This window comes from Streptomyces sp. NBC_01334, from assembly GCF_035983595.1.
Lineage (GTDB): Bacteria > Actinomycetota > Actinomycetes > Streptomycetales > Streptomycetaceae > Streptomyces > Streptomyces coriariae.
On record NZ_CP130718.1, the window covers coordinates 5,591,181 to 5,610,253 of the forward strand.

Annotated in this window: 15 protein-coding genes and 1 pseudogene; 6 read left to right on the forward strand and 10 right to left on the reverse strand. The window is 71.0% G+C overall.

The annotated features are described in order from the left end of the window. Nucleotides 1-5: 5 nt before the first annotated feature. Nucleotides 6-1,400 carry an FAD-binding oxidoreductase gene (locus OG736_RS25105; RefSeq protein WP_327184433.1) on the reverse strand — a complete coding sequence of 465 codons (1,395 nt, stop codon included), beginning with the start codon at nt 1,398-1,400 and terminating at the stop codon, nt 6-8. A 154-nt stretch (nt 1,401-1,554) separates the two neighbouring features. Between OG736_RS25105 and hemB the strand changes: the two genes are divergently transcribed. Further along, on the forward strand, nt 1,555-2,547 hold the full coding sequence (hemB, locus tag OG736_RS25110) for a porphobilinogen synthase (protein WP_327184434.1): 993 nt from the start codon (nt 1,555-1,557) through the stop codon (nt 2,545-2,547). Between the two features lie 11 nt (nt 2,548-2,558). Here the strand turns inward: hemB and OG736_RS25115 are convergent, their stop codons facing one another. After that, nucleotides 2,559-3,305 (reverse strand): DUF4232 domain-containing protein, encoded by a 747-nt coding sequence (locus OG736_RS25115; protein ID WP_327184435.1) that lies wholly within the window; start codon nt 3,303-3,305, stop codon nt 2,559-2,561. Between the two features lie 188 nt (nt 3,306-3,493). Here OG736_RS25115 and OG736_RS25120 point away from each other — a divergent pair, with 188 nt between their 5' ends. Beyond that, nucleotides 3,494-4,786 carry a helix-turn-helix domain-containing protein gene (locus OG736_RS25120; RefSeq protein ID WP_327184436.1) on the forward strand — a complete coding sequence of 431 codons (1,293 nt, stop codon included), beginning with the start codon at nt 3,494-3,496 and terminating at the stop codon, nt 4,784-4,786. Here OG736_RS25120 and OG736_RS25125 read toward each other — a convergent pair. Beyond that, nucleotides 4,726-4,980: a hypothetical protein gene (locus OG736_RS25125; RefSeq protein ID WP_327184437.1), complete on the reverse strand. Its 255-nt coding sequence runs from the start codon at nt 4,978-4,980 to the stop codon at nt 4,726-4,728. The genes OG736_RS25120 and OG736_RS25125 overlap by 61 nt on opposite strands. Before the next feature lie 147 nt (nt 4,981-5,127). Between OG736_RS25125 and OG736_RS25130 the strand changes: the two genes are divergently transcribed. Next, a complete protein-coding gene (locus tag OG736_RS25130; protein WP_327184438.1) occupies nt 5,128-6,003 on the forward strand; it encodes an SAM-dependent methyltransferase in 876 nt (291 codons plus the stop codon). Between the two features lie 67 nt (nt 6,004-6,070). Further along, a pseudogene (locus tag OG736_RS25135) lies at nt 6,071-7,314 on the forward strand (aminotransferase-like domain-containing protein). Between the two features lie 6 nt (nt 7,315-7,320). Here the strand turns inward: OG736_RS25135 and OG736_RS25140 are convergent. From OG736_RS25140 to argS, 3 genes are all read right to left on the reverse strand, one after another. After that, entirely contained in the window at nt 7,321-8,106 is a 786-nt protein-coding gene (locus tag OG736_RS25140) for a DUF4253 domain-containing protein (protein ID WP_327184439.1), read from the reverse strand. A 70-nt stretch (nt 8,107-8,176) separates the two neighbouring features. Then, nucleotides 8,177-8,341, reverse strand: coding sequence for a hypothetical protein (locus OG736_RS25145; RefSeq protein WP_327184440.1), 165 nt, complete (start codon nt 8,339-8,341; stop codon nt 8,177-8,179). A gap of 254 nt (nt 8,342-8,595) precedes the next feature. Beyond that, nucleotides 8,596-10,365, reverse strand: coding sequence for an arginine--tRNA ligase (gene argS / locus OG736_RS25150; RefSeq protein ID WP_327184441.1), 1,770 nt, complete (start codon nt 10,363-10,365; stop codon nt 8,596-8,598). A gap of 140 nt (nt 10,366-10,505) precedes the next feature. Here argS and lysS point away from each other — a divergent pair, with 140 nt between their 5' ends. Beyond that, nucleotides 10,506-12,248: a lysine--tRNA ligase gene (gene lysS / locus OG736_RS25155; protein ID WP_327184442.1), complete on the forward strand. Its 1,743-nt coding sequence runs from the start codon at nt 10,506-10,508 to the stop codon at nt 12,246-12,248. A gap of 64 nt (nt 12,249-12,312) precedes the next feature. Here the strand turns inward: lysS and OG736_RS25160 are convergent, their stop codons facing one another. From OG736_RS25160 to OG736_RS25170, 3 genes are all read right to left on the reverse strand, one after another. After that, a complete protein-coding gene (locus OG736_RS25160; RefSeq protein ID WP_327184443.1) occupies nt 12,313-13,614 on the reverse strand; it encodes a DUF2637 domain-containing protein in 1,302 nt (433 codons plus the stop codon). A gap of 76 nt (nt 13,615-13,690) precedes the next feature. Continuing rightward, nucleotides 13,691-14,662 carry a DUF3558 domain-containing protein gene (locus OG736_RS25165; RefSeq protein WP_327184444.1) on the reverse strand — a complete coding sequence of 324 codons (972 nt, stop codon included), beginning with the start codon at nt 14,660-14,662 and terminating at the stop codon, nt 13,691-13,693. A 118-nt stretch (nt 14,663-14,780) separates the two neighbouring features. Continuing rightward, entirely contained in the window at nt 14,781-15,611 is an 831-nt protein-coding gene (locus tag OG736_RS25170; protein WP_327184445.1) for a DUF3558 domain-containing protein, read from the reverse strand. Between the two features lie 203 nt (nt 15,612-15,814). On the opposite strand from OG736_RS25170, the gene OG736_RS25175 reads away from it, so the two are divergent. Next, nucleotides 15,815-17,011 (forward strand): RtcB family protein, encoded by a 1,197-nt coding sequence (locus OG736_RS25175; protein ID WP_327184446.1) that lies wholly within the window; start codon nt 15,815-15,817, stop codon nt 17,009-17,011. A gap of 802 nt (nt 17,012-17,813) precedes the next feature. Here OG736_RS25175 and OG736_RS25180 read toward each other — a convergent pair. Next, nucleotides 17,814-19,070: a GNAT family N-acetyltransferase gene (locus OG736_RS25180; protein WP_327184447.1), complete on the reverse strand. Its 1,257-nt coding sequence runs from the start codon at nt 19,068-19,070 to the stop codon at nt 17,814-17,816. Nucleotides 19,071-19,073 lie beyond the last annotated feature (3 nt).

Here is a 19,073-nt window from a genome sequence, read left to right on the forward strand (position 1 = left end):
GGGCGTCAGGGGACCGGCACGACCGTGTGCCCCTGGCGCAGCAGGTTGTGCGGGTCGTACGTCGCCTTCGTGCGGCGCAGACGGTCGTGCACCTCGGGGGTCCAGGCGCGGGCGCGGTCGGCGCCGTCGCCCGGGGTGCCGTGGAGGTTGACCATCGTGCGGCCCGTGCCGTACGGCGCCATCGCGGTGTACAGGGCGGCCGTGGCCGCCTCCACCGCCGCGGCGGCCTCCGGGCCGGCCAGGACGCCGACCGACTCCAGCAGGTACGCGGCGTCGCGGGCGCAGACCGCGTCCTCGACGGCGGCCGGTTCGGCCAGTGCGCCGCCCATGTGGCGCAGCTCGACCATGAGGAGCGGGTAGTCCTCGCCGGCGTCCGGGCCGGTCTGTGCCAGCAGGGTGTCCACGGCCTCCGGGGTCAGCTCGCGCAGCAGCGCGCAGCACTCGCGGGCGGGGATGGGGTCCTGCGGGTCCTGGTAGATCTCGTCGACCTTGCGACAGTCCAGGTCGGCCACCGTGTCGAACTCGACCGGCGCGGCCGCGCGCAGCGGCGCCAGCAGGGAGTCCGCCGCGGCCGGGTCGCCGGTCCAGGCGACCGCGACGCGGGCGAAGAAGCGGCCGCGCATCGGTTCGGGGATGATCGGCAGCGGGGGCAGCCGCAGCAGGGTGAAGCCGGTGCACATCTCGGCCGGCACGGTGGGCGCCCAGTCCGCGTAGGCACGCAGCAGCGGCTCGGCGTGCTCGCCGGCGCAGTAGATGCCACCGCCGACGACGTGGCTCAGCGGCACCAGCCCGGTGACCAGTGACGTCACCACGCCCACGTTCCCCTTGCCGCCGCGCAGTGCCCAGAACAGGTCGGGCTCGTGGTCGGCGTCCGTCTCGTGCAGGGTGCCGTCCGGGGTGACGACCTGGAGGGAACGGACCAGGTCGGAGGCGAACCCGTAGGCCCGGCCGAGCAGCGGCAGCCCGCCGCCCAGGGTGTAGCCGACCACCCCGGCGTCGGTCGCCGAGCCGTGCAGCGCGGACAAGCCGTGCGGGACCGACGCCTCCAGCAGCAGCCGCCACTTCACGCCGGCGCCGACGGTCGCGGTTCGCGCCCCGACGTCGATCGACACGTCGGTCATCCGGGCGGTGTTGATCAACAGACCGCCGTCCAGGGGGAAGTTCGCGCCGTGTCCGGTGGCCTGGACGGCGACGGGCGTGCCGGTGGCCGCGGCCCAGCGCATCGCCGACACGACGTCGTCGGCGCCGGTCGCGCCCACGACGACGTCCGGGGCGTGCCGGGCCGCCAGGTTGAAGGCGGCCACCTCGGCGTCATAGCCCTCGTCCCCGGGACGCAGCACCGGGCCGTGCACGTCGGAGAGGGCGAAGAGGTCAGGGGTGGGGTGGTGCGTGGCGGTCATCGCGGCCTCCTCGAGCGCAGGAGTGGCCGTCCGGGTGCTTCCTTCCAGGATGGACCCGGGGCGTGCACGGTGCACACGGGCGGGGCGGTGGCCCTCCCTCGGGCCGACGGGGCGTCGGCAAAGGTGCCCCCGGGCCGGGCGTAGCGTAGAGGCCATGACGAAGTACGGATCCTTTCCCGGTACGCGTCCCCGGCGGCTGCGCACCACCCCCGTCATGCGGCGCATGGTCGCGGAGACCCGGCTGCACCCGGCCGACTTCATCCTGCCCGCCTTCGTGCGGGAGGGCGTGAGCGAGCCGGTGCCGATCCAGGCCATGCCCGGTGTCGTGCAGCACACGCGCGACAGCTTGAAGAAGGCCGCGCTGGAGGCCGTACAGGCCGGGATCTCCGGGATCATGCTCTTCGGCGTGCCGGAGGAGTCCAAGAAGGACGCGCTCGGCACGCCCGGGACCGACCCGGACGGGATCCTCCAGGTCGCCATCCGGGACGTGCGGGCCGAGGTCGGGGACGACCTGCTCGTCATGTCCGACCTGTGCCTGGACGAGACGACCGATCACGGCCACTGCGGGGTGCTGGACGAACAGGGGCGCGTCGACAACGACGCCACCCTGGAGCGGTACGCCGAGATGGCACAGGTCCAGGCCGACGCGGGTGCCCATGTCGTGGGGCCCAGCGGGATGATGGACGGGCAGATCGGGGTCATCCGCGATGCCCTGGACCAGATCGGCCGGGAGGACGTCTCGATCCTCGCCTACACCGCCAAGTACTCGTCGGCCTTCTACGGCCCGTTCCGGGAGGCCGTCGGCTCGTCGCTGAAGGGCGACCGCAAGACCTACCAGCAGGACCCGGCGAACCTCCGTGAGTCGCTGCGCGAGCTGGCGCTGGACCTGGAGGAGGGCGCCGACATGGTCATGGTGAAGCCGGCCGGCCCCTACCTCGACATCCTGGCCCGGGTCGCCGACGCCGTGGACGTGCCGGTCGCCGCCTACCAGATCTCCGGCGAGTACTCGATGGTCGAGGCCGCCGCCGAGAAGGGCTGGGTCGACCGCGACCGGGCGATCCTCGAGACGCTGACCGGCATCAAGCGGGCCGGAGCGCGGAACATCCTCACCTACTGGGCCACCGAAGTGGCCCAGAAGCTGCGGTAGTTCGCTCCCTTTCACCAGGACAGCGCGTCGTCCATGTCCTGCTGCCAGTACGTCACCGCCAGGGAGCTGTCGTAGTAGACGCCCTTGGCGGGCAGGGTCGGCGTCGCGGAGGCGCCGCCGTCGCTGTTCGGGGTGTAGCCCTGGAAGGCGACCGTCAGCTTCTTGGCCGTCTGGCCGCCCTCGCCGCTGCCGTCGGCGGCGGACAGCAGCACGCCCGCGTAGCCGGACTCGCCGGGCGCGAGGGTCGTCACCGCCTGCGGCTGCGTCTCCTTCGCGGCCTGCGGCACCCACTGCATCTCGTCGAAGCGCAGGACCGGGTTGTAGGTCAGGTCGCAGGTCTTGCTGCCGGTGTTGGTCACCGTGAGCAGCATGTGGTTGAGCGGGCGGGCGACCGTCTGTGCGGTGACCCTGGTGTTCGAGCCGTTGCACAGGACGCGGCTGTCGGAGGCGGTGTCGGCGGCCTTGTCGCCCGTGTCGCCGCCCGTGTCGGAGCCGGTGTTGCCGCCCGACTTGCCGTCCGTCGTGCCGCCCTTGCCGGATGAGCCGGCCGAGCCCGTCGTGTCCTTCGTCGGGGCCGTGCCGGTGCCGGCGCCGGTCCCCTTGTCCGTGCCGGGCGTGGGCTGTGCCGCCGTGGCCGTCGACGACGCCGGGTGCGAGGCGCCCTCGTCCTTCACGCCCGTCCCGTCCTGGCACGCCGTGAGCGCGAGGGCGGCCAGGGCGGTGAGGGCGAGCAGGTGGCTGGTGCGGCGGATACGCATTGTGAAGTCCTCTTCCGGAATGCCGGGTTGAAGCGGCGTGCTTGGATGGCCAAAGCTTGTGCGGGGATCCGTCCCGGCCGCCACGGCCGGCGGACGATCAGGGACGCTGGAATGGCCGCAACGGGTCTGACCTGGGGAAACGGACCATCCCTGGAACGCGGGGATGGGACATGGGGAGTGGAGGAACGGTGTCTGCGACCGAGTTCGCCGAGCTGCTGCGAGAGTTGAAGGAGCGGTCCGGGCTGAGCTACGGGATGCTCGCGAAACGGCTTTACATGAGTACGTCGACGCTGCACCGCTACTGCAACGGGGACGCCGTCCCCACGGACTACGCGCCCGTGGAGCGGCTGGCGCGGCTCTGCAAGGCGTCACCTCAGGAGCTCGTCGAGTTGCACCGGCGGTGGGTGCTGGCGGACGCGGTGCGGGGGAGGAAGGGCAGTACGGCTGAGGCGGACGCCGTCGCGGGGGCGGCGGTCGTGGACGCCGGGGTCGTGAATGCCGAGGCCGGGGATGCCGGGGCCGGGGGAGCGGTCGTCGAGGTCGTGGGGGACGAGCGGACCCGTCCCACCCGACGCTCCTTGGCCCTCGCCGGGGTCGGTGTCGTGGCCGCCCTCGGCTCGGTCGCCCTGGCGCTCGCCCTGACCCTGCCGTCCGGTGGGTCCGGCGAGGGGGACAGCGTCGGTGCGGCCGCCAAGCCGTCCGTGCAGGGGCGGGGAACGGGGAGCACGTCCTCGCCGTCCGCGTCGCCGTCCGTGTCCGTGTCCGCGTCGCCGACGGCCTCCGTCTCGGCCTCGCGGTCCGCCTCCCCGTCGGGCTCCGCCACCGCGGGTTCCTCGCCGGCGCCGGGCGCGGCGGCCGGCGACCGCGTCCCGCTGACGGTCACCACCCGCCCGTACGCCTGGGAGAGCCCCTGCAGCCAGCGCTATCTGATCGAGCGGGGGCCGGGGCAGGTCGGGCCGCCGCCCGTCGAGCAGGACGCGCCCGCGTGGGTGGCCCGGCACGGGGCCGTGTCGGCGGGGGAGCAGTATCTGGAGCTCACCGTGCAGGGGACCGGCGAGGAGACCGTCGTCGTGGACAGCCTGACGGTCCGGACCGTCGGCAAGGCCGCGCCGCTCGCCTGGAACGACTACGCCATGGGCTACCCGGGCGTCGGCTGCGGTGGCGGTGTGCCGACGCGTGCCTTCTCCGTCGCCCTCGACGCGGCGCGGCCGGCGCTGGTGCCCGAGGCGGGGCACAAGAACTTCCCGTTCAAGGTGAGCGAGTCGGACCCGGAGGTCTACTACGTCACCGCCGACGCCTCCGCGTACGACGTGCGCTGGTATCTGGAGCTGTCCTGGTCCAGCGGTGCACGGCACGGCACGATGACGATCGACGACAAGGGGAGGCCGTTCCGCACGAGCGGCGAGAACGGGCGCCCCGACTACGAGTTCCCGCTCGGCGGGTCCGCGTGGGAGCGGGCGGGAGCCTCTACCGCGCCGTAGGCGCTCGACCCGGTCAGGGGGCTCGATCCCGTCAGGGTGCCGGTCCCCGTCAGGGTGCCGGCGGCCGACGGGCCCTCGTCGCGCAGGCCCTCGCCGTCGTGGCACGCGGTGAGGGTGAGCGCCGCGGCGGCGGTCAGCGCGACGGCGAGCAGACGGACGCGGCGGCGAGTGGGGGGAGTGGGGCGTGTGGGCATGGGGCAAGCCTGAGTCGTACGGCCTCCGACCTTCCACATCCGCCGTGCAAGTCGGGACGCCGGTCCGGTCCCATAGCCTCCGACCTGCGCAGACAGTGCCCCTCCGGGACGGGATGTGGGACGCCCGACTGCCCAGGGAGAACCCCTTTGTCCGCAGAGTCCGCAGGGATCGACACCACCCGGGCGCATCCCGCCCGCGTCTACGACGTGTTCCTCGGTGGCCGGGACAACTACCCGGTGGACCGTGCCGCCGCGGCCGCCGCCCTCGCCGCCAACCCGCGCGGCTACCTCGACGTACGGCACAACCGCGACTTCATGCGGCGGGCCGTGACGAAGCTGGCCGCGCAGGACGGGATACGCCAGTTCCTCGACCTCGGTACCGGGCTGCCCACCGGGGAGAACGTGCACCAGATCGCCCAACGTCTCGTCCCCGAGGCGCGGGTGGTGTACGTCGACCACGACCCGGTCGTGCTCGCGCATGCGCGGGAGCTGCTGACCAGCGGTCCTGAGGGGCGGACGGACTACCTCGACGCCGATCTGCTGAAGCCCGCCCGGATCCTCGAACAGGCCGCCAGGACCCTCGACTTCGCCGAGCCGATCGCCCTGTGCCTGGTCGCGGTCCTGCACTTCGTCGAGGACGAGGCGGCCCACCCCGTGCTGCGGGAGCTGGTGGCGGGGCTGCCCGCCGGGAGCAGGGTCGTCCTCACCCATCTCACCGACGAGCTGCATCCCGAGCCGACCCGTGCCGTCCAACGGACGTACACGGAGCGCGGGTTCACCTTCGTCTTCCGGTCGAGGGCGGAGGTGGAGCGGCTGTTCGGCGACACCCCGGGCCTCGTCCTGGACGCGCCCGGGGTCGTGCCCGTGCACCGGTGGAACCCGGGGCCGGCGCCCGCCCCGCCCGGCATCGCGCCGGACGACTTCGCCGCCCTCGACGACATCGAGAAGATCCGCTATCGCGGGATCGACGACGTGACGGACGACGACATCAACGTGTACGGGGCGACGGGCACGAAGGTGTGAACGCGTGCCGCTGTCCACATGGCAGAAACCCGTGTGTAGGCGGCACGTATCTCCCTAGGGTGCGGGCATGACTGTCGCAGCCGAGTCGCCCAGTGCGCCCGCCCCCGCCTTCGTCCCCGGCCCCGCATCCGTTCCGGCCTCCGTGCCTTCACTGGCCGCCCGGGTCCGGTCGATCGGCGGCTCGCCCGTGCGGGACATCCTCGCCGTCACCGGCCGCCCCGAGGTGATCAACTTCGCGGGCGGGCTGCCCGCGCCGGAGCTGTTCGACCGCGAGGGCGTGGCCGCAGCGTTCCGGTACGCGCTGGAGGAGGCCCCGGCCCAGGCCCTCCAGTACGCCACCACCGAGGGCGAGCCGAGCCTGCGTGAGGGGCTCGCGGCGCGGACGACGGCCCGTGGTCTGCCCACGACCGCCGACGACCTGCTCGTCACCACGGGTTCCCAGCAGGCCCTGTCCCTGCTGGCGACCGCTCTCCTCGACCCCGGCGACACGGTGCTCGTCGAGGCGCCCTGCTACCTGGCCGCCCTTCAGGTCTTCGGGCTGGCCGGAGCGAGGATCGTCGCCGTGCCCGGGGACGAGGCCGGCCTGGACCCCGAGGCACTCGCCGACCTGGTGGTCCGCGAACGGCCGAAGCTCCTCTACACCGTCCCCACCTTCCAGAACCCCACCGGCCGCACCCTCCCCGCCGAGCGCCGTGCCGCGGTCGCCGCGGTCGCGGCCCGGCACGGTCTGTGGGTCGTCGAGGACGACCCCTACGGCGAACTCCGCTACGACGGTGAGCGCGTCCCCTGGATCGCCGCCCACCCCGACGCCCGCGACCGTACGGTCCTGCTCGGCTCCTTCTCCAAGGTCATGGCACCCGGCATCCGGCTGGGGTGGCTGCGCGCGCCGGCCGAGCTGCGCCGGGCCTGCGTCGTCGCCAAGCAGGCCGCCGACCTGCACACCCCGACCGTCAACCAGCTGGCCGCGGCGAGGTACTTGACCGCCTTCGACCTGGACGCGCACGTGGCCCGGGTCGCCGCCGTGTACCGGGAGCGCCGGGACGCCATGCTCGCGGGCCTCGCGGACGCCCTCCCGGCAGGGTCGGTGTGGGCCCGCCCCGAGGGCGGGATGTTCCTCTGGGGCTCCCTGAGTCGTACGACACCACGGCCCTCCTCCCGCGGGTCGTCGCCCAGGACGTGGCGTACGTCCCCGGCGCCCCCTTCTACGCCGGTGAACCCGACCGCTCGACCCTGCGCCTGTGCTTCGTGACGCAGACCCCGGAGGAGATCGGGGAGGGGCTGCGCAGGCTGGGGCGGGGGCTCACCGGGTAGCGCGGATCAGTCCCACCAGAAGGTCCAGGTGGGCTGGCCGACGAGCTGCTGGGCGTAGGCCTCCAGGGTGCCCGGGCCCTGGAGGACGTTGTCCGGGCAGAACGCGAAGTGCTCGGCGGCGATCGACCGCGCCTCCGCGAGGGTGCCGGGCGGGGCCGCGACGGATACGGCCAGGACGTCGAAACCGAGGCCGACGACCCGTATGCCGAAGCGGTCCTCCCAGGAGCGCAGGACGGCGCACAGACGCGCGGTGTCGTTCTCGTGGTCGGCCGGGCCCGACCAGCCGACGGCCGCCGGGACGTCCGCGCTGCGGCGGGCGGGGACCAGGGCGACATGCGGCGACCTGAACCAGGTGGGCGCCTGCTCCGCAAGGGTGTCGGCGATCTGTGCGGCGCGCGTGTCGGGATCCGCCGTCAGGGTGCCGGGCGCGGCGAGACCGGGCCACTCCTCGCCGTCCGCCGCACACTCCTGCCAGTACTCCGCGAGGACCTCCTCCGCGTCGTGGTCCCCGGGGTACGACACCTCGGCGGGCATCAACTCCCATTCCGACGGGCCGCCTTGGGAGCCGCCGAGGTCGACCAGGACCGGAAGCAGCCCGGCCCGCCCCGCCGTCCCGCCGAGGGCCGTCCAGTTGCCCGAGGAGGCGGACTGCTCCGCGTGCCACAGCAACGGCTCGTGCCACACCCCCTCGTCCGTCGTGTCGATCAGCCGGCCCGGCGGGAGCCGGAGGCCGAGGGAGCGGCCGCTGGGATCGGAGGCCAGCTTGGGGAGCGGATTGGGAAGAGTCGCCATGCCGGTGACTGTAAGGGCAGGCACTGACACCGGCCCGGGTCGCTGTGTCCCGTCCGGTCCGCGACGGCCGTCAGGCGGAGTGTCTCGCGCGCCGACGGCGCCAGACGTGCGTCAGCCAGATGCCCAGGCCGACGAGCGGGAGGACGACGACGGCCGGGATGACCACCCCCGCGCCTCCGACCAGCAGGAAGGCGATCAGGACGTCGATGATCGACGGGTCGTCCGCGCCGCCCAACCGCCGCTCCTTGCACTGGTCTTCTCGTGTCGTCGAAGGCGAGGACGTGCGGGTGCGAGGAGTTGGTTCCGGGGCCCGGTCCACCCGGTCCCCGGTCGTGGAAAGATCGACGGCATCGCCGGGTCGGGCACCCGCGCGGCGTTCAGGCGGTTCGCCGGCTGACGTACCCGGACATGACCGCGGCCCGCCCTCCCCGGAAGCCGGAAGGAGGACGGGCCGCGGTACGTCGAGCGTCCCTGGGTGCCGCCGGTCGGTCAGAGCTTGTCCGGCGTCCGGATGCCCAGCAGGGCCATGCCCAGGTGGAGGGTGCGGGCCGTGAGGTCCACCAGGAACAGGCGGTTCTCGACGACCTCCGGCGAGTTGTCGGGGGACAGCACGTGGCACTGGTCGTAGAACGTCGTCAGGTGCGAGGCCAGCTGGTACAGGTACGCCGCCAGCTTGTGCGGCTCGTACGCCGCCGCGACCTCGTGCACCGTCTCGCCGAACTGGTCCAGGTGCAGGCCCAACGCCCGCTCCGCCGGAGCCAGTTCCAGCTCCGGGTGAGCGACCGGGCGGGCCTCGCCGGCCTTGCGCAGGATCGACTGGATACGCGCGTACGCGTACTGGAGGTAGACGGACGTGTCGCCGTTCAGCGAGACCATCTGGTCCAGGTCGAACTTGTAGTCCCGCACGGCGGACGTCGACAGGTCGGCGTACTTCACCGCGCCGACACCCACGTACCGGCCGTTCTCCACGATCTCCGGTTCGGACAGGCCGACCTTCACGGCCTTCTCCCGGACCACGGTGGTGGCCCGCTCGACGGCCTCGTCGAGGAGGTCGACCAGCTTGACCGTCTCGCCCTCACGGGTCTTGAACGGCTTTCCGTCCTTGCCGAGGACCGTGCCGAACGCCAACTGGTGCGCCTTGACGTCCTCGTTCAGCCAGCCCGCCCTGCGTGCCGTCTCGAAGACCATCTTGAAGTGCAGCGACTGACGGGCGTCCACCACGTACAGCAGCGTGCTCGCCTTGATGTTGAAGACACGGTCACGGATCGCCGACAGGTCGGTCGCCGCGTAGCCGTAGCCGCCGTCCGACTTCTGGACGATCAGCGGGACCGGGTTGCCGTCCGGGCCCTTGACGTCCTCGAAGAAGACACAGAGGGCGCCCTCGGAGCGGACCGCGACCCCGGACTCCTCCAGGAGGCGGCAGGTCTCCGCCAGCATGTCGTTGTAGCCCGACTCGCCGACGATGTCCTCGTCCCGGATCTCCATGTCCAGCTTCTCGAAGACGGAGAAGAAGTAGATCTTCGACTCGTCGACGAACTTCTGCCAGGTCGCGAGCGTGTGCGGGTCGCCCGCCTGGAGGTCCACCACCCGGCGTCGGGCCCGGGTCTTGAACTCCTCGTCCGCGTCGAACAGCCTGCGCGCGGCCTTGTAGAGGCGGTCGAGGTTCGACATCGCCTCCTCGCCGCTCACCTGGGAATCCTTGTGGTCCAGCTCGTGCGGGTGCTCGTCCAGATACTGGATGAGCATGCCGAACTGGGTGCCCCAGTCGCCGATGTGGTGCCGGCGCACCACGCTCTCGCCGGTGAACTCCAGGATCTGCACCGTCGCGTCGCCGATGACCGCCGACCGCAGATGACCGACGTGCATCTCCTTCGCCACGTTCGGCTGGGCGTAGTCGATGACCGTCGTGCCCGGCGCGGCGGAGTGCGGCACGCCGAGGCGGTCCACGTCCGCGTACCGCGCGGCGAGGTTCCGGGTGATCGCGCCGTCGGTGATCGTCACGTTCAGGAAGCCGGGGCCCGAGACCTCGATCTCCTCGATCAGGTCACCCGTGACCACGTGCGACACGACCTGCGTCGCCAGCTCCCGCGGGTTCGCCTTCGCCTTCTTGGCCAGCGCCAGGATGCCGTTGGCCTGGAAGTCGGCCCGGTCGCTTCGTCGCAGCAGCGGGTCCGCGCCGGCGGCCTCCGGCAGGGTGGCCGAGAGAGCGGACGTGAGGTGCTGTTCGACGGAGTGACTGAGGGACGTGACCGGGGCCATAGGAGTGGGTGCCGTTCTCCTCGTGGGGATGGATAGACGCAGTCAGTATCCCATGGGGGGTAAAGCCGTTTTCCCGGGCGCGGGGCCGTCTGGGACAATGGAACGCACTTCAAACCCGGAAGCCTTCAGAACAAGAGGACGTGCCGATCGTGGCTCTGAGCACCGAGACCACCGACTGGGTCTCCCGTTTCGCGGATGAGGTCATCGAGGAGTCGGAGCGTCGGGCCCCCGGCAAACCTGTGGTCGTGGCGTCCGGACTCTCCCCTTCCGGACCCATCCACCTGGGCAACCTCCGCGAGGTCATGACCCCGCACCTGGTCGCCGACGAGCTCCGCCGTCGCGGACACCAGGTCCGCCACCTGATCTCCTGGGACGACTACGACCGCTACCGCAAGGTGCCGCAGGGCATCGCCGGGATCGACGACTCCTGGGCCGAGCACATCGGCAAGCCGCTGACCTCCGTCCCGGCGCCGCAGGGCTCGACCCACCCGAACTGGGCCGAGCACTTCAAGGCCGCGATGGTCGAGTCGCTGGCCGAGCTCGGCGTGGAGTTCGACGGCATCAGCCAGACGGCGCAGTACACCTCCGGTGTCTATCGCGAGCAGATCCTGCACGCGATCAAGCACCGCGGGGACATCGACGCCATCCTCGACCAGTACCGCACCAAGAAGGCCCCCGCGAAGAAGCAGCAGCAGAAGCCGCTCGACGAGGCCGAGCTCGAGGCGGCGGAGGGATCGGGCGCGGCGAACGAGGACGACGGCTCGTCCGGCTCGGCCGGCTACTTCCCGTACAAGCCCTACTGCGGCAACTGCGAGAAGGACCTCACCACGGTCACCTCGTACGTCGACGACACCACCGAGCTGTCCTACACCTGCGCCGCCTGCGGATTCGCCGAGACCGTCCGGCTGAACGAGTTCAACCGCGGCAAGCTGGTCTGGAAGGTCGACTGGCCGATGCGCTGGGCGTACGAGGGCGTCGTGTTCGAGCCGAGCGGCGTCGACCACTCGTCCCCCGGGTCCAGCTTCCAGGTCGGCGGCCAGATCGTCGGCATCTTCGGCGGCGAGCAGCCCATCGGGCCCATGTACGCCTTCGTCGGCATCAGCGGCATGGCGAAGATGTCGTCATCGAAGGGCGGTGTCCCCACCGCCGCCGACGCGCTGAAGATCATGGAGCCGCAGCTGCTGCGCTGGCTCTACGCCCGCCGCCGCCCCAACCAGTCCTTCAAGATCGCCTTCGACCAGGAGATCCAGCGGCTCTACGACGAGTGGGACAAGCTGGACGCCAAGGTCGCCGAGGGTTCGGCGCTCCCGGCCGACATCGCCGCGCACTCCCGTGCGGTGGGCACGGCTGCCGGTGAGCTGCCGCGCACCGTCCGGCCGCTGCCGTACCGCACGCTGGCCTCCGTCGCCGACATCACCGCCGGACACCGGGACCAGGCCCTGCGGATCCTCTCCGACCTCGACCCGCAGAACCCGCTCGGCTCCCTCGACGAGGCCCGGCCCCGGTACGACAAGGCCGAGGCCTGGATCAACACCCACGTCCCCGCCGACCAGCGCACCATCGTCCGCGCCGAAGCCGACGCCGAGCTGCTGAAGTCCCTCGACGAGGCCTCACAGCAGTCCCTGCGGCTCCTGCTCGACGGACTCGCCGACCACTGGTCGCTGGACGGACTCACCCACCTCGTCTACGGCGTTCCCAAGGTCCAGGCCGGGTTCTCCGCCGACGCCACCCCCAAGGAACTCCCGCCGGAGATCAAGACCGCCCAGCGGACGTTCTTCGCCCTGCTCTACCACCTGCTGGTGGGGCGTGACACCGGCCCGAGGCTGCCCACCCTGCTGCTGGCCGTGGGCCAGGAGCGGGTGCGGGCCCTGCTCGGGGAGTAGGCGGCGTACGACGAGGAGGGGGCGCCCGGTACTGGACCGGGCGCCCCCTCCTCGTTCGCGCGGATCACGCGATGTGGTCCTCTTCCAGTTCCGTGTTGAAGCGGTGCTGGAAGCGCTCCGTAAGCGTTTTCAGAGCGCTGGGGCTCATGGTCGTGCCGTAGGTCGCCTGGATGTTGTCGCCGAGGACACCGGGCGTGGGGAAGCTGCCGTCTATCGACTGGCGGAACACCTGGTAGTACGCCTCCTCGTCCGGCTCGATCACCGGGGTACCGCCGCCCTCACCGAGCTCGCGGCTGCGGCCCGGACCCACCGGGATGGGGAACGAACCGGTCTCCTCCGGAGAGGGCTCCTGCGTCGGAGGCTCCTCCTGGTACTGGTCCTGGTACTGCTCGGCCTGCTGCTGCTCCTCGTACCACTGGGCGTACTGCTCCGAGGGGTCGTACGTGGGGTCGTAGCCCCCCTGGTACGCCACCTCGTGCGGTGCCTGGAACCACGGGCTCTGCTCCTCCTCCGTGGGGGCGGGGACGGGCGCGTGACCGACCTGCGGCGCCTGCTGGGCCTGCCGGGGCACGGGAGCGGCCTCGACGGCACGGACGCCCGCGTCGACCGGGGCGGCCGCAGTCAGCTCCTGCTGGGGCGCGGCCGCCGGGACCGGCGCCGGAGGGAGCACGGCCGGCTCGATGCCCGCCGCCGCCAGACCCGCCGGGGCCGTCTCCGCCAGCGGGACGCCGTAACGGGCCAGCCGCAGCGGCATCAGCGACTCCACCGGGGCCTTGCGGCGCCAGGCACGGCCGAAGCGGGAACGCAGCCTCGCCTGGTAGACGAGACGTTCCTGCTCCAGCTTGATCACCTGCTCGTAGGAGCGCAGCTCCCACAGCTTCATACGGCGCCAGAGCAGGAAGGTGGGCAGCGGTGAGAGCAGCCAGCGCGTGAGGCGCACGCCCTCCATGTGCTTGTCCGCCGTGATGTCCGCGATCCGGCCGATCGCGTGCCGGGCCGCCTCGACGGACACCACGAACAGGATCGGGATCACCGCGTGCATACCCGTGCCCAGCGGGTCCGGCCAGGCCGCCGCGCCGTTGAAGGCGATCGTCGCCGCCGTCAGCAGCCACGCCGTCTGCCGCAGCAGCGGGAAGGGGATGCGGATCCAGGTCAGCAGCAGATCCAGGGCCAGCAGGACGCAGATACCCGCGTCGATACCGATCGGGAAAACATACGAGAAGTTGCCGAAGCCCTTCTCGAGGGCCAGTTCCCGGACGGCCGCGTACGAACCGGCGAAGCCGATTCCGGCGATGATCACGGCGCCGGTCACGACCACGCCGATGAGAACGCGGTGCGTCCGGGTCAGCTGTATTGGCGCGGACACCCGTACTCCCCTCCCCTTGCGTGTTCTTGCGCGCAACAGGGTGGCACATGTGTGCGGCGCACGTGTTGCCGGTCCGTCAGCTCTTCGCGGAGGCGGACGCCTTCGGTGCCGCCGCGGCCGCCTTGGAGGCCGTCGCCTTCGGGGTCGCCGACGACGACTTGGAGGGCGTCGCCTTCGGGGCGGAGGAGGCCGACTCGGACGGGGACGGGCTGGTGGCCGACGTGTCCGAACCGCCGCTGCCGCCCTCGCCGTTGGCCGACCGCACGGCGGCCACCGCCTCCTTGGCCGCCTTCTCCGCCGACTTCGTCAGGGTCTCCGCGCTCGGCGCCTTGTCGCCCGCCAGACCGGCGCCGTTGTAGTCGAGCGTGAGCACGACGTTCTCGACGCGCACCACGACCGTCTGCTGCTTGAAAGCGCCTTCCGACTTCTTCAGGTCGTAGCGCACCGAGTTCGCCTCGTCACCCGTCGCGGCCACCGGCGCCGACTTCACGTTCTTCGCGCCCGACACCGCCTGGGCATCCTTGACCTGCTTCGCGTAGTACGTCTTCGCCTGCGACTCGCCGTCACCGGTCGTCGCGTCCGACTCGAAGCGCAGCAGCGAAACGTTCAGCCAGCGGAACTGCGAGCCCTTCACACCGTTGTTGGCCAGGCTGGACCAGGAACAACTGGCCCGGGCCGCGGTGTCGCTGGACGTCCCCTCCTTGCCCTTGGCCGCGCCCTTCGGCACCAGCTCCGTCAGCGTCTTCTTCGACACCACCGCACACGCCTCGGGCAGCGTCTTGTACGCCGCCGCCTGCACGGTCGGTGCGGAGCTCGCCGCGGAGTCGGTGCCGGAACCGGCACCGGTGGAGGCGCCGGCGTCCTTCGCGTCGTCGCCCGAGCCGGAGTCCGAGGAGCAGCCCGCGGCCAACAGCATCACCGGGACGGCGACCGCGGCGGCCAGGAGGCGGTTCAGCCCTCCGGCACGGTTCACTCGCTCGGCACGCTGCTCGCGCTGGTCAAACTGGCCGTCTCGCTGGGCTCGTCGCTGCATGGTTCCTTCACTCATGACGCTCGTGGTTCCTGCGGTCGGATCGGGTCCGAGGGGCCACCGTAGTCGGTGAAGAAGCTGTGCGGTTCCGCTTCGAGGGCTTTGCGGGTGCGGCCCGAACCGGGCCGAAGTGCCCTCAGCCGGCCAGTGAGTCGGCGAGCTGCGCGGCCAGTTTCCGGGCCTTGTCCTGCATTTCCTCACTGTCCGGCACCGTGCCGACGGTCGCCGGCTGCTCCTCGTACTGGATGGTCACCATGACGTTGGACGTGCGGAACGCCACAGTCACCGTGCGCTGCTTGGCCGTCGAACCCGAGCTGCTGAGCGCGTCGTCGATGAACGCCTCGTCGCCCAGGTCCTCCAGGAGGCGGGGCTGGAGGTCGGCGGGCGTGACGGTGGAGGAGGCCGAGGGCGAGGCCGACGCGGAGACGGCCGCGGAGGGGGAGGTCGTCGTCGAGGGGGAGGTGCTCGGGCTCGTGGAAGGGGAGCCGGTCGCCGCGCCGGTGGCGGAGGCGGTGGGTGCGGGAAGGTCGGCCGCGGTCACCTTCTGCGCGAAGAGGGCCTCGGCCTGGTTGTCGTCGCTCACGGCGTTGTCGTACGAGACGACCCGCTCGAAGTCGACGAGGAGATGGTCGGTGGCGTCGGTCGACTCCACCTTCCAACGGCAGCCCACCTTGCGGTCGGTGTCGAACGTCTGGGTCGCCTCACCCGCGTAGGCGGTGTCGCGCTGCGCCTCGTCGGCGAGCTGCTTGATGCCGGGGAGGAGCGAGTCGAGGGTGGACCGGCTCACCACACCGCAGGCCTCGGGGAGCGTGTCGTACTTGCCGGGCTGCGCGACGGCGCTGGCCGTCCCCGCCTCGCCCGGGTTGGAGTTGTCCGTCGAGCCGCCTTCGTCCGAACCGCCGGTGCAGCCGGCCAGCAGCGCCGCGAGGAGCGCGACGACGCCGGGTACGTATGCCTTCCGCTGCACGGTCGGCTCCTCTCGACGGTTCAGGTGATGTGGGTGGCCCGGTGTCCCCGCTGGTTATTCGCTTGCCGGACGGGGGCGGCCCCTGGAGACAATGTGTATCGCACGTGGAGCTGTGGATGCCGGTCCGCTGTCCTTTTCGTTGACCTTGGCGCCGGTTTTGCGATCTAAGGCTTTTGTATTTAATCCGGGGGAATGAGGACGATATGTCGTACGTGGAGCTGCCGGGCGCGAAGGTACCCATCCGTATGTGGGCCGACCCGGCGTCGGTCGAGGAGGGCGCGCTCCAGCAGCTGCGGAACGTGGCGACCCTGCCGTGGATCAAGGGACTGGCGGTCATGCCGGACGTCCACTACGGCAAGGGCGCGACGGTCGGCTCGGTCATCGCGATGCGGGGCGCCGTCTGTCCCGCGGCGGTGGGCGTCGACATCGGGTGCGGAATGTCCGCGGTCCGGACCTCGCTCACGGCGAACGACCTGCCCGGCGATCTCTCCCGGCTCCGTTCGAAGATCGAGCAGGCGATCCCGGTGGGCCGCGGAATGCACGACACCGCGGTCGACCCGGAGCGGTTCCACGGTCCGGCGGCAACCGGCGGGTGGAACGACTTCTGGACGCGGTTCGACGGAGTCGCGGAGGCGGTGAAGTTCCGTGAGGAGCGGGCAGGAAGGCAGATGGGGACGCTCGGAAGCGGCAACCATATGATCGAAATTTGCCTCGATCAGTCAGATTCGGTCTGGCTCATGCTGCACTCCGGTTCGCGGAACATCGGCAAGGAACTGGCCGAGTATCACATCGGTATCGCCCAGAAACTCCCGCACAACCAGGGACTGGTCGACCGCGATCTGGCGGTCTTCGTGTCGGACACCCCGCAGATGGCCGCGTACAGGAACGATCTGTACTGGGCCCAGGAGTACGCCAAGTACAACCGGGCGATCATGATGGCGCTGCTGAAGGACGTTGTCCTCAAGGAGTTCAAGAAGGCCAAGCCGACCTTCGGGACCGAGATCTCCTGCCACCACAACTACGTGGCGGAGGAACGGTATGAGGGCATGGACCTTTTGGTCACGCGTAAAGGTGCGATTCGCGCCGGTTCCGGTGAGTACGGGATCATTCCCGGATCGATGGGTACCAGCTCGTACATCGTGAAGGGCCTCGGAAACGAGAAGGCGTTCAACTCGGCTTCGCACGGAGCGGGTCGGCGTATGAGCCGGAACGCGGCGAAGCGGCGTTTCACGGTGCGGGATCTGGAGGAGCAGACGCGGGGCGTGGAGTGCCGCAAGGACTCCGGAGTGCTCGACGAGATTCCGGGCGCTTACAAGAACATCGATCAGGTGATGGATCAGCAGCGTGACCTGGTCGAGGTGGTGGCGAAGCTGAAGCAGTTCATCTGTGTGAAGGGCTGACCGGTGAGGCCCCAGGGCGGGGCCTCACCGCCTATCACGCGGTCGGTACCGGGACTTGGCCTGTCCGCAGTCGCCAGAGACGGACGGAACAGCTGTTCTCGGTCCGGCCGAGTTCCTGCGCCGCCGCGGCGTCGCTGTTCAGACGCAGCAGGACGCGGTCCTCGTGTGCTGTCCAGCGACGGCGTTGGGGCGCGACCTTCATGTCTGCCGGCCGGACCCACCCGACCAATGAGTCTGCTGCGGTCTTCTTGCGCTCCAGAGACAGGCAGTCGCTGTAGTAGAGGTCCGCTGCCAGCTTCTGGGCGTTCTCCTTCGTGTAGAGGATGTTGTAGATCGAGTCCCGGGTATTGCGTTTGATGTTGCGCTCGGCGCCGGTGACTTTCTGCGCGTAAAGGCAGTCCGAGTTCGTTGAGTGTGGTCCTGGCCTCGAGGGAACAGAGCGACCAGGTGGTCGAACTGTGAGATTCGGCGAAGTTGGTGGATCGGGTGCGCGCGGTGATGTTGCTGTAGTGAGGCGTCAGCTTCTGGTGAGGCATCCCTTCCGACCCATGCCCTGGTACAGATTCCCGTCCGCTTGCAGGAAGCCGAACATGTACGCGTACTCCGGGACCCTGAGGTCCATGAACTGGTGAGCGACAGGCTCGCAGTCAGCCATGCGGAAGGGATTCCTTCCATGCTGGTCAGGCCCTCGTCGGGGATGCCGGTCCCGGACGAGGGCCGTTGTGTTTCACGTGTCTGGCGCGAGCCTGGATCGCCAGTTCGTCCGCCGATCGGGTGATCGGCGAGGTTCACTCGTGTGGGTTCAGCCGAGCCGCTTCTCCAGCAGGGTCACCGCGTACGGGCTTCCCGTGCCGCCCTCCTTGGCGCGCTGTTCGCCGACGACCGTGTAGCCCGCGGACTCGTAGTACGCGCGCAGGCGGGGGTTGGTGGAGAGGCAGTCGAGGCGGGCGTAGGGACGGCCGGCCGCGGTGATGCGGGACTCGGCCTGGGCCAGCATCCTGCGGCCCGTACCCGGTGGGGCGGTGTGCGGGGTCGTCATCAGGCGGTGGATGTAGCCGGCCTCGGGCGGGCGGGGGCCCCAGGCGGCCGGATCGTCCCACCAGAGCTCGAAGGCGCCCGCGACCGCGCCGTCCGCGTACGTCAGCCAGACCTCGCCCTCGCGCATGCGGTCGACGAAGTGGGCCGCGGTCTTCTCGCCGGGCTGCCACTGCTCGATGCCCCGGGCCAGTTGCCACAGGGCCGCCGTGTCGCGCAGGCGGACCAGGAGAGGGGCGTCGAGCGGCTCCGCCCTGCGGTGGGTCAACTCCGGCCGGGCGGTGGGGGCCGGTTCCAGGAGGCGAGCGCGGAGGGTGGCCGACAAGGCCTCGGCGTCCATGCCGAGAGCTTCCGTCACATACGCCTCCACCGAGCCGTGACGGGCCCGCAGCGCCTCCAGGAACAGCCGCATCACCGACTCGGGGGCCCGGCCGAATGACGGCCAGGCCGGGGAGCGGCCGTCGTTCCGCGCGCGCCAGTCGGCGAGCAGGGCCGGGGTCGCCAGTTCCGTCAGGCTGAAGTCCTCGATGATCACCTCGTCCGGGACGCCCAGCAGGCCCAGGACCAGGGCCGCCAGCTGTCCGGTGCGGTCCTTGCCCGAAGCGCAGTGGAAGACCAGCCCCTCCCGCGCCTCGGCCACCAGTTCCAGGGCCGCCGCGATCTCCTTCGTGCCGTCCTCCGCCACCTCCATGAAGCGGGCGGAGAGGTACGGGCCCGGGTCCACGTCCGGGGTCAACGCGGCCTGGTCGTAGGGGCGGTGCTCGATGCTGAGGTTGCGGTAGGTGAAGGAGTCGTCCTCCGGTACCCGGCCCCGCGCCTCGATCTCCCAGGGGTGACGCAGGTCGATCACCGTGCGGACGCCGAGGGCGAGGAAGCGGTCCCAGTCCGGGGTGTCCGGTCGGAGCTTGCCGAGCGAGTCCGCGCGGAACAGCCGGCCCGCGCGGACCCGTTGGCCGCTGCCGGTCGGATATCCGCCCAGGTCACGGAAGTTGTGCAGCGTCTCGAACGGTATGTGTCTGTCCACGGG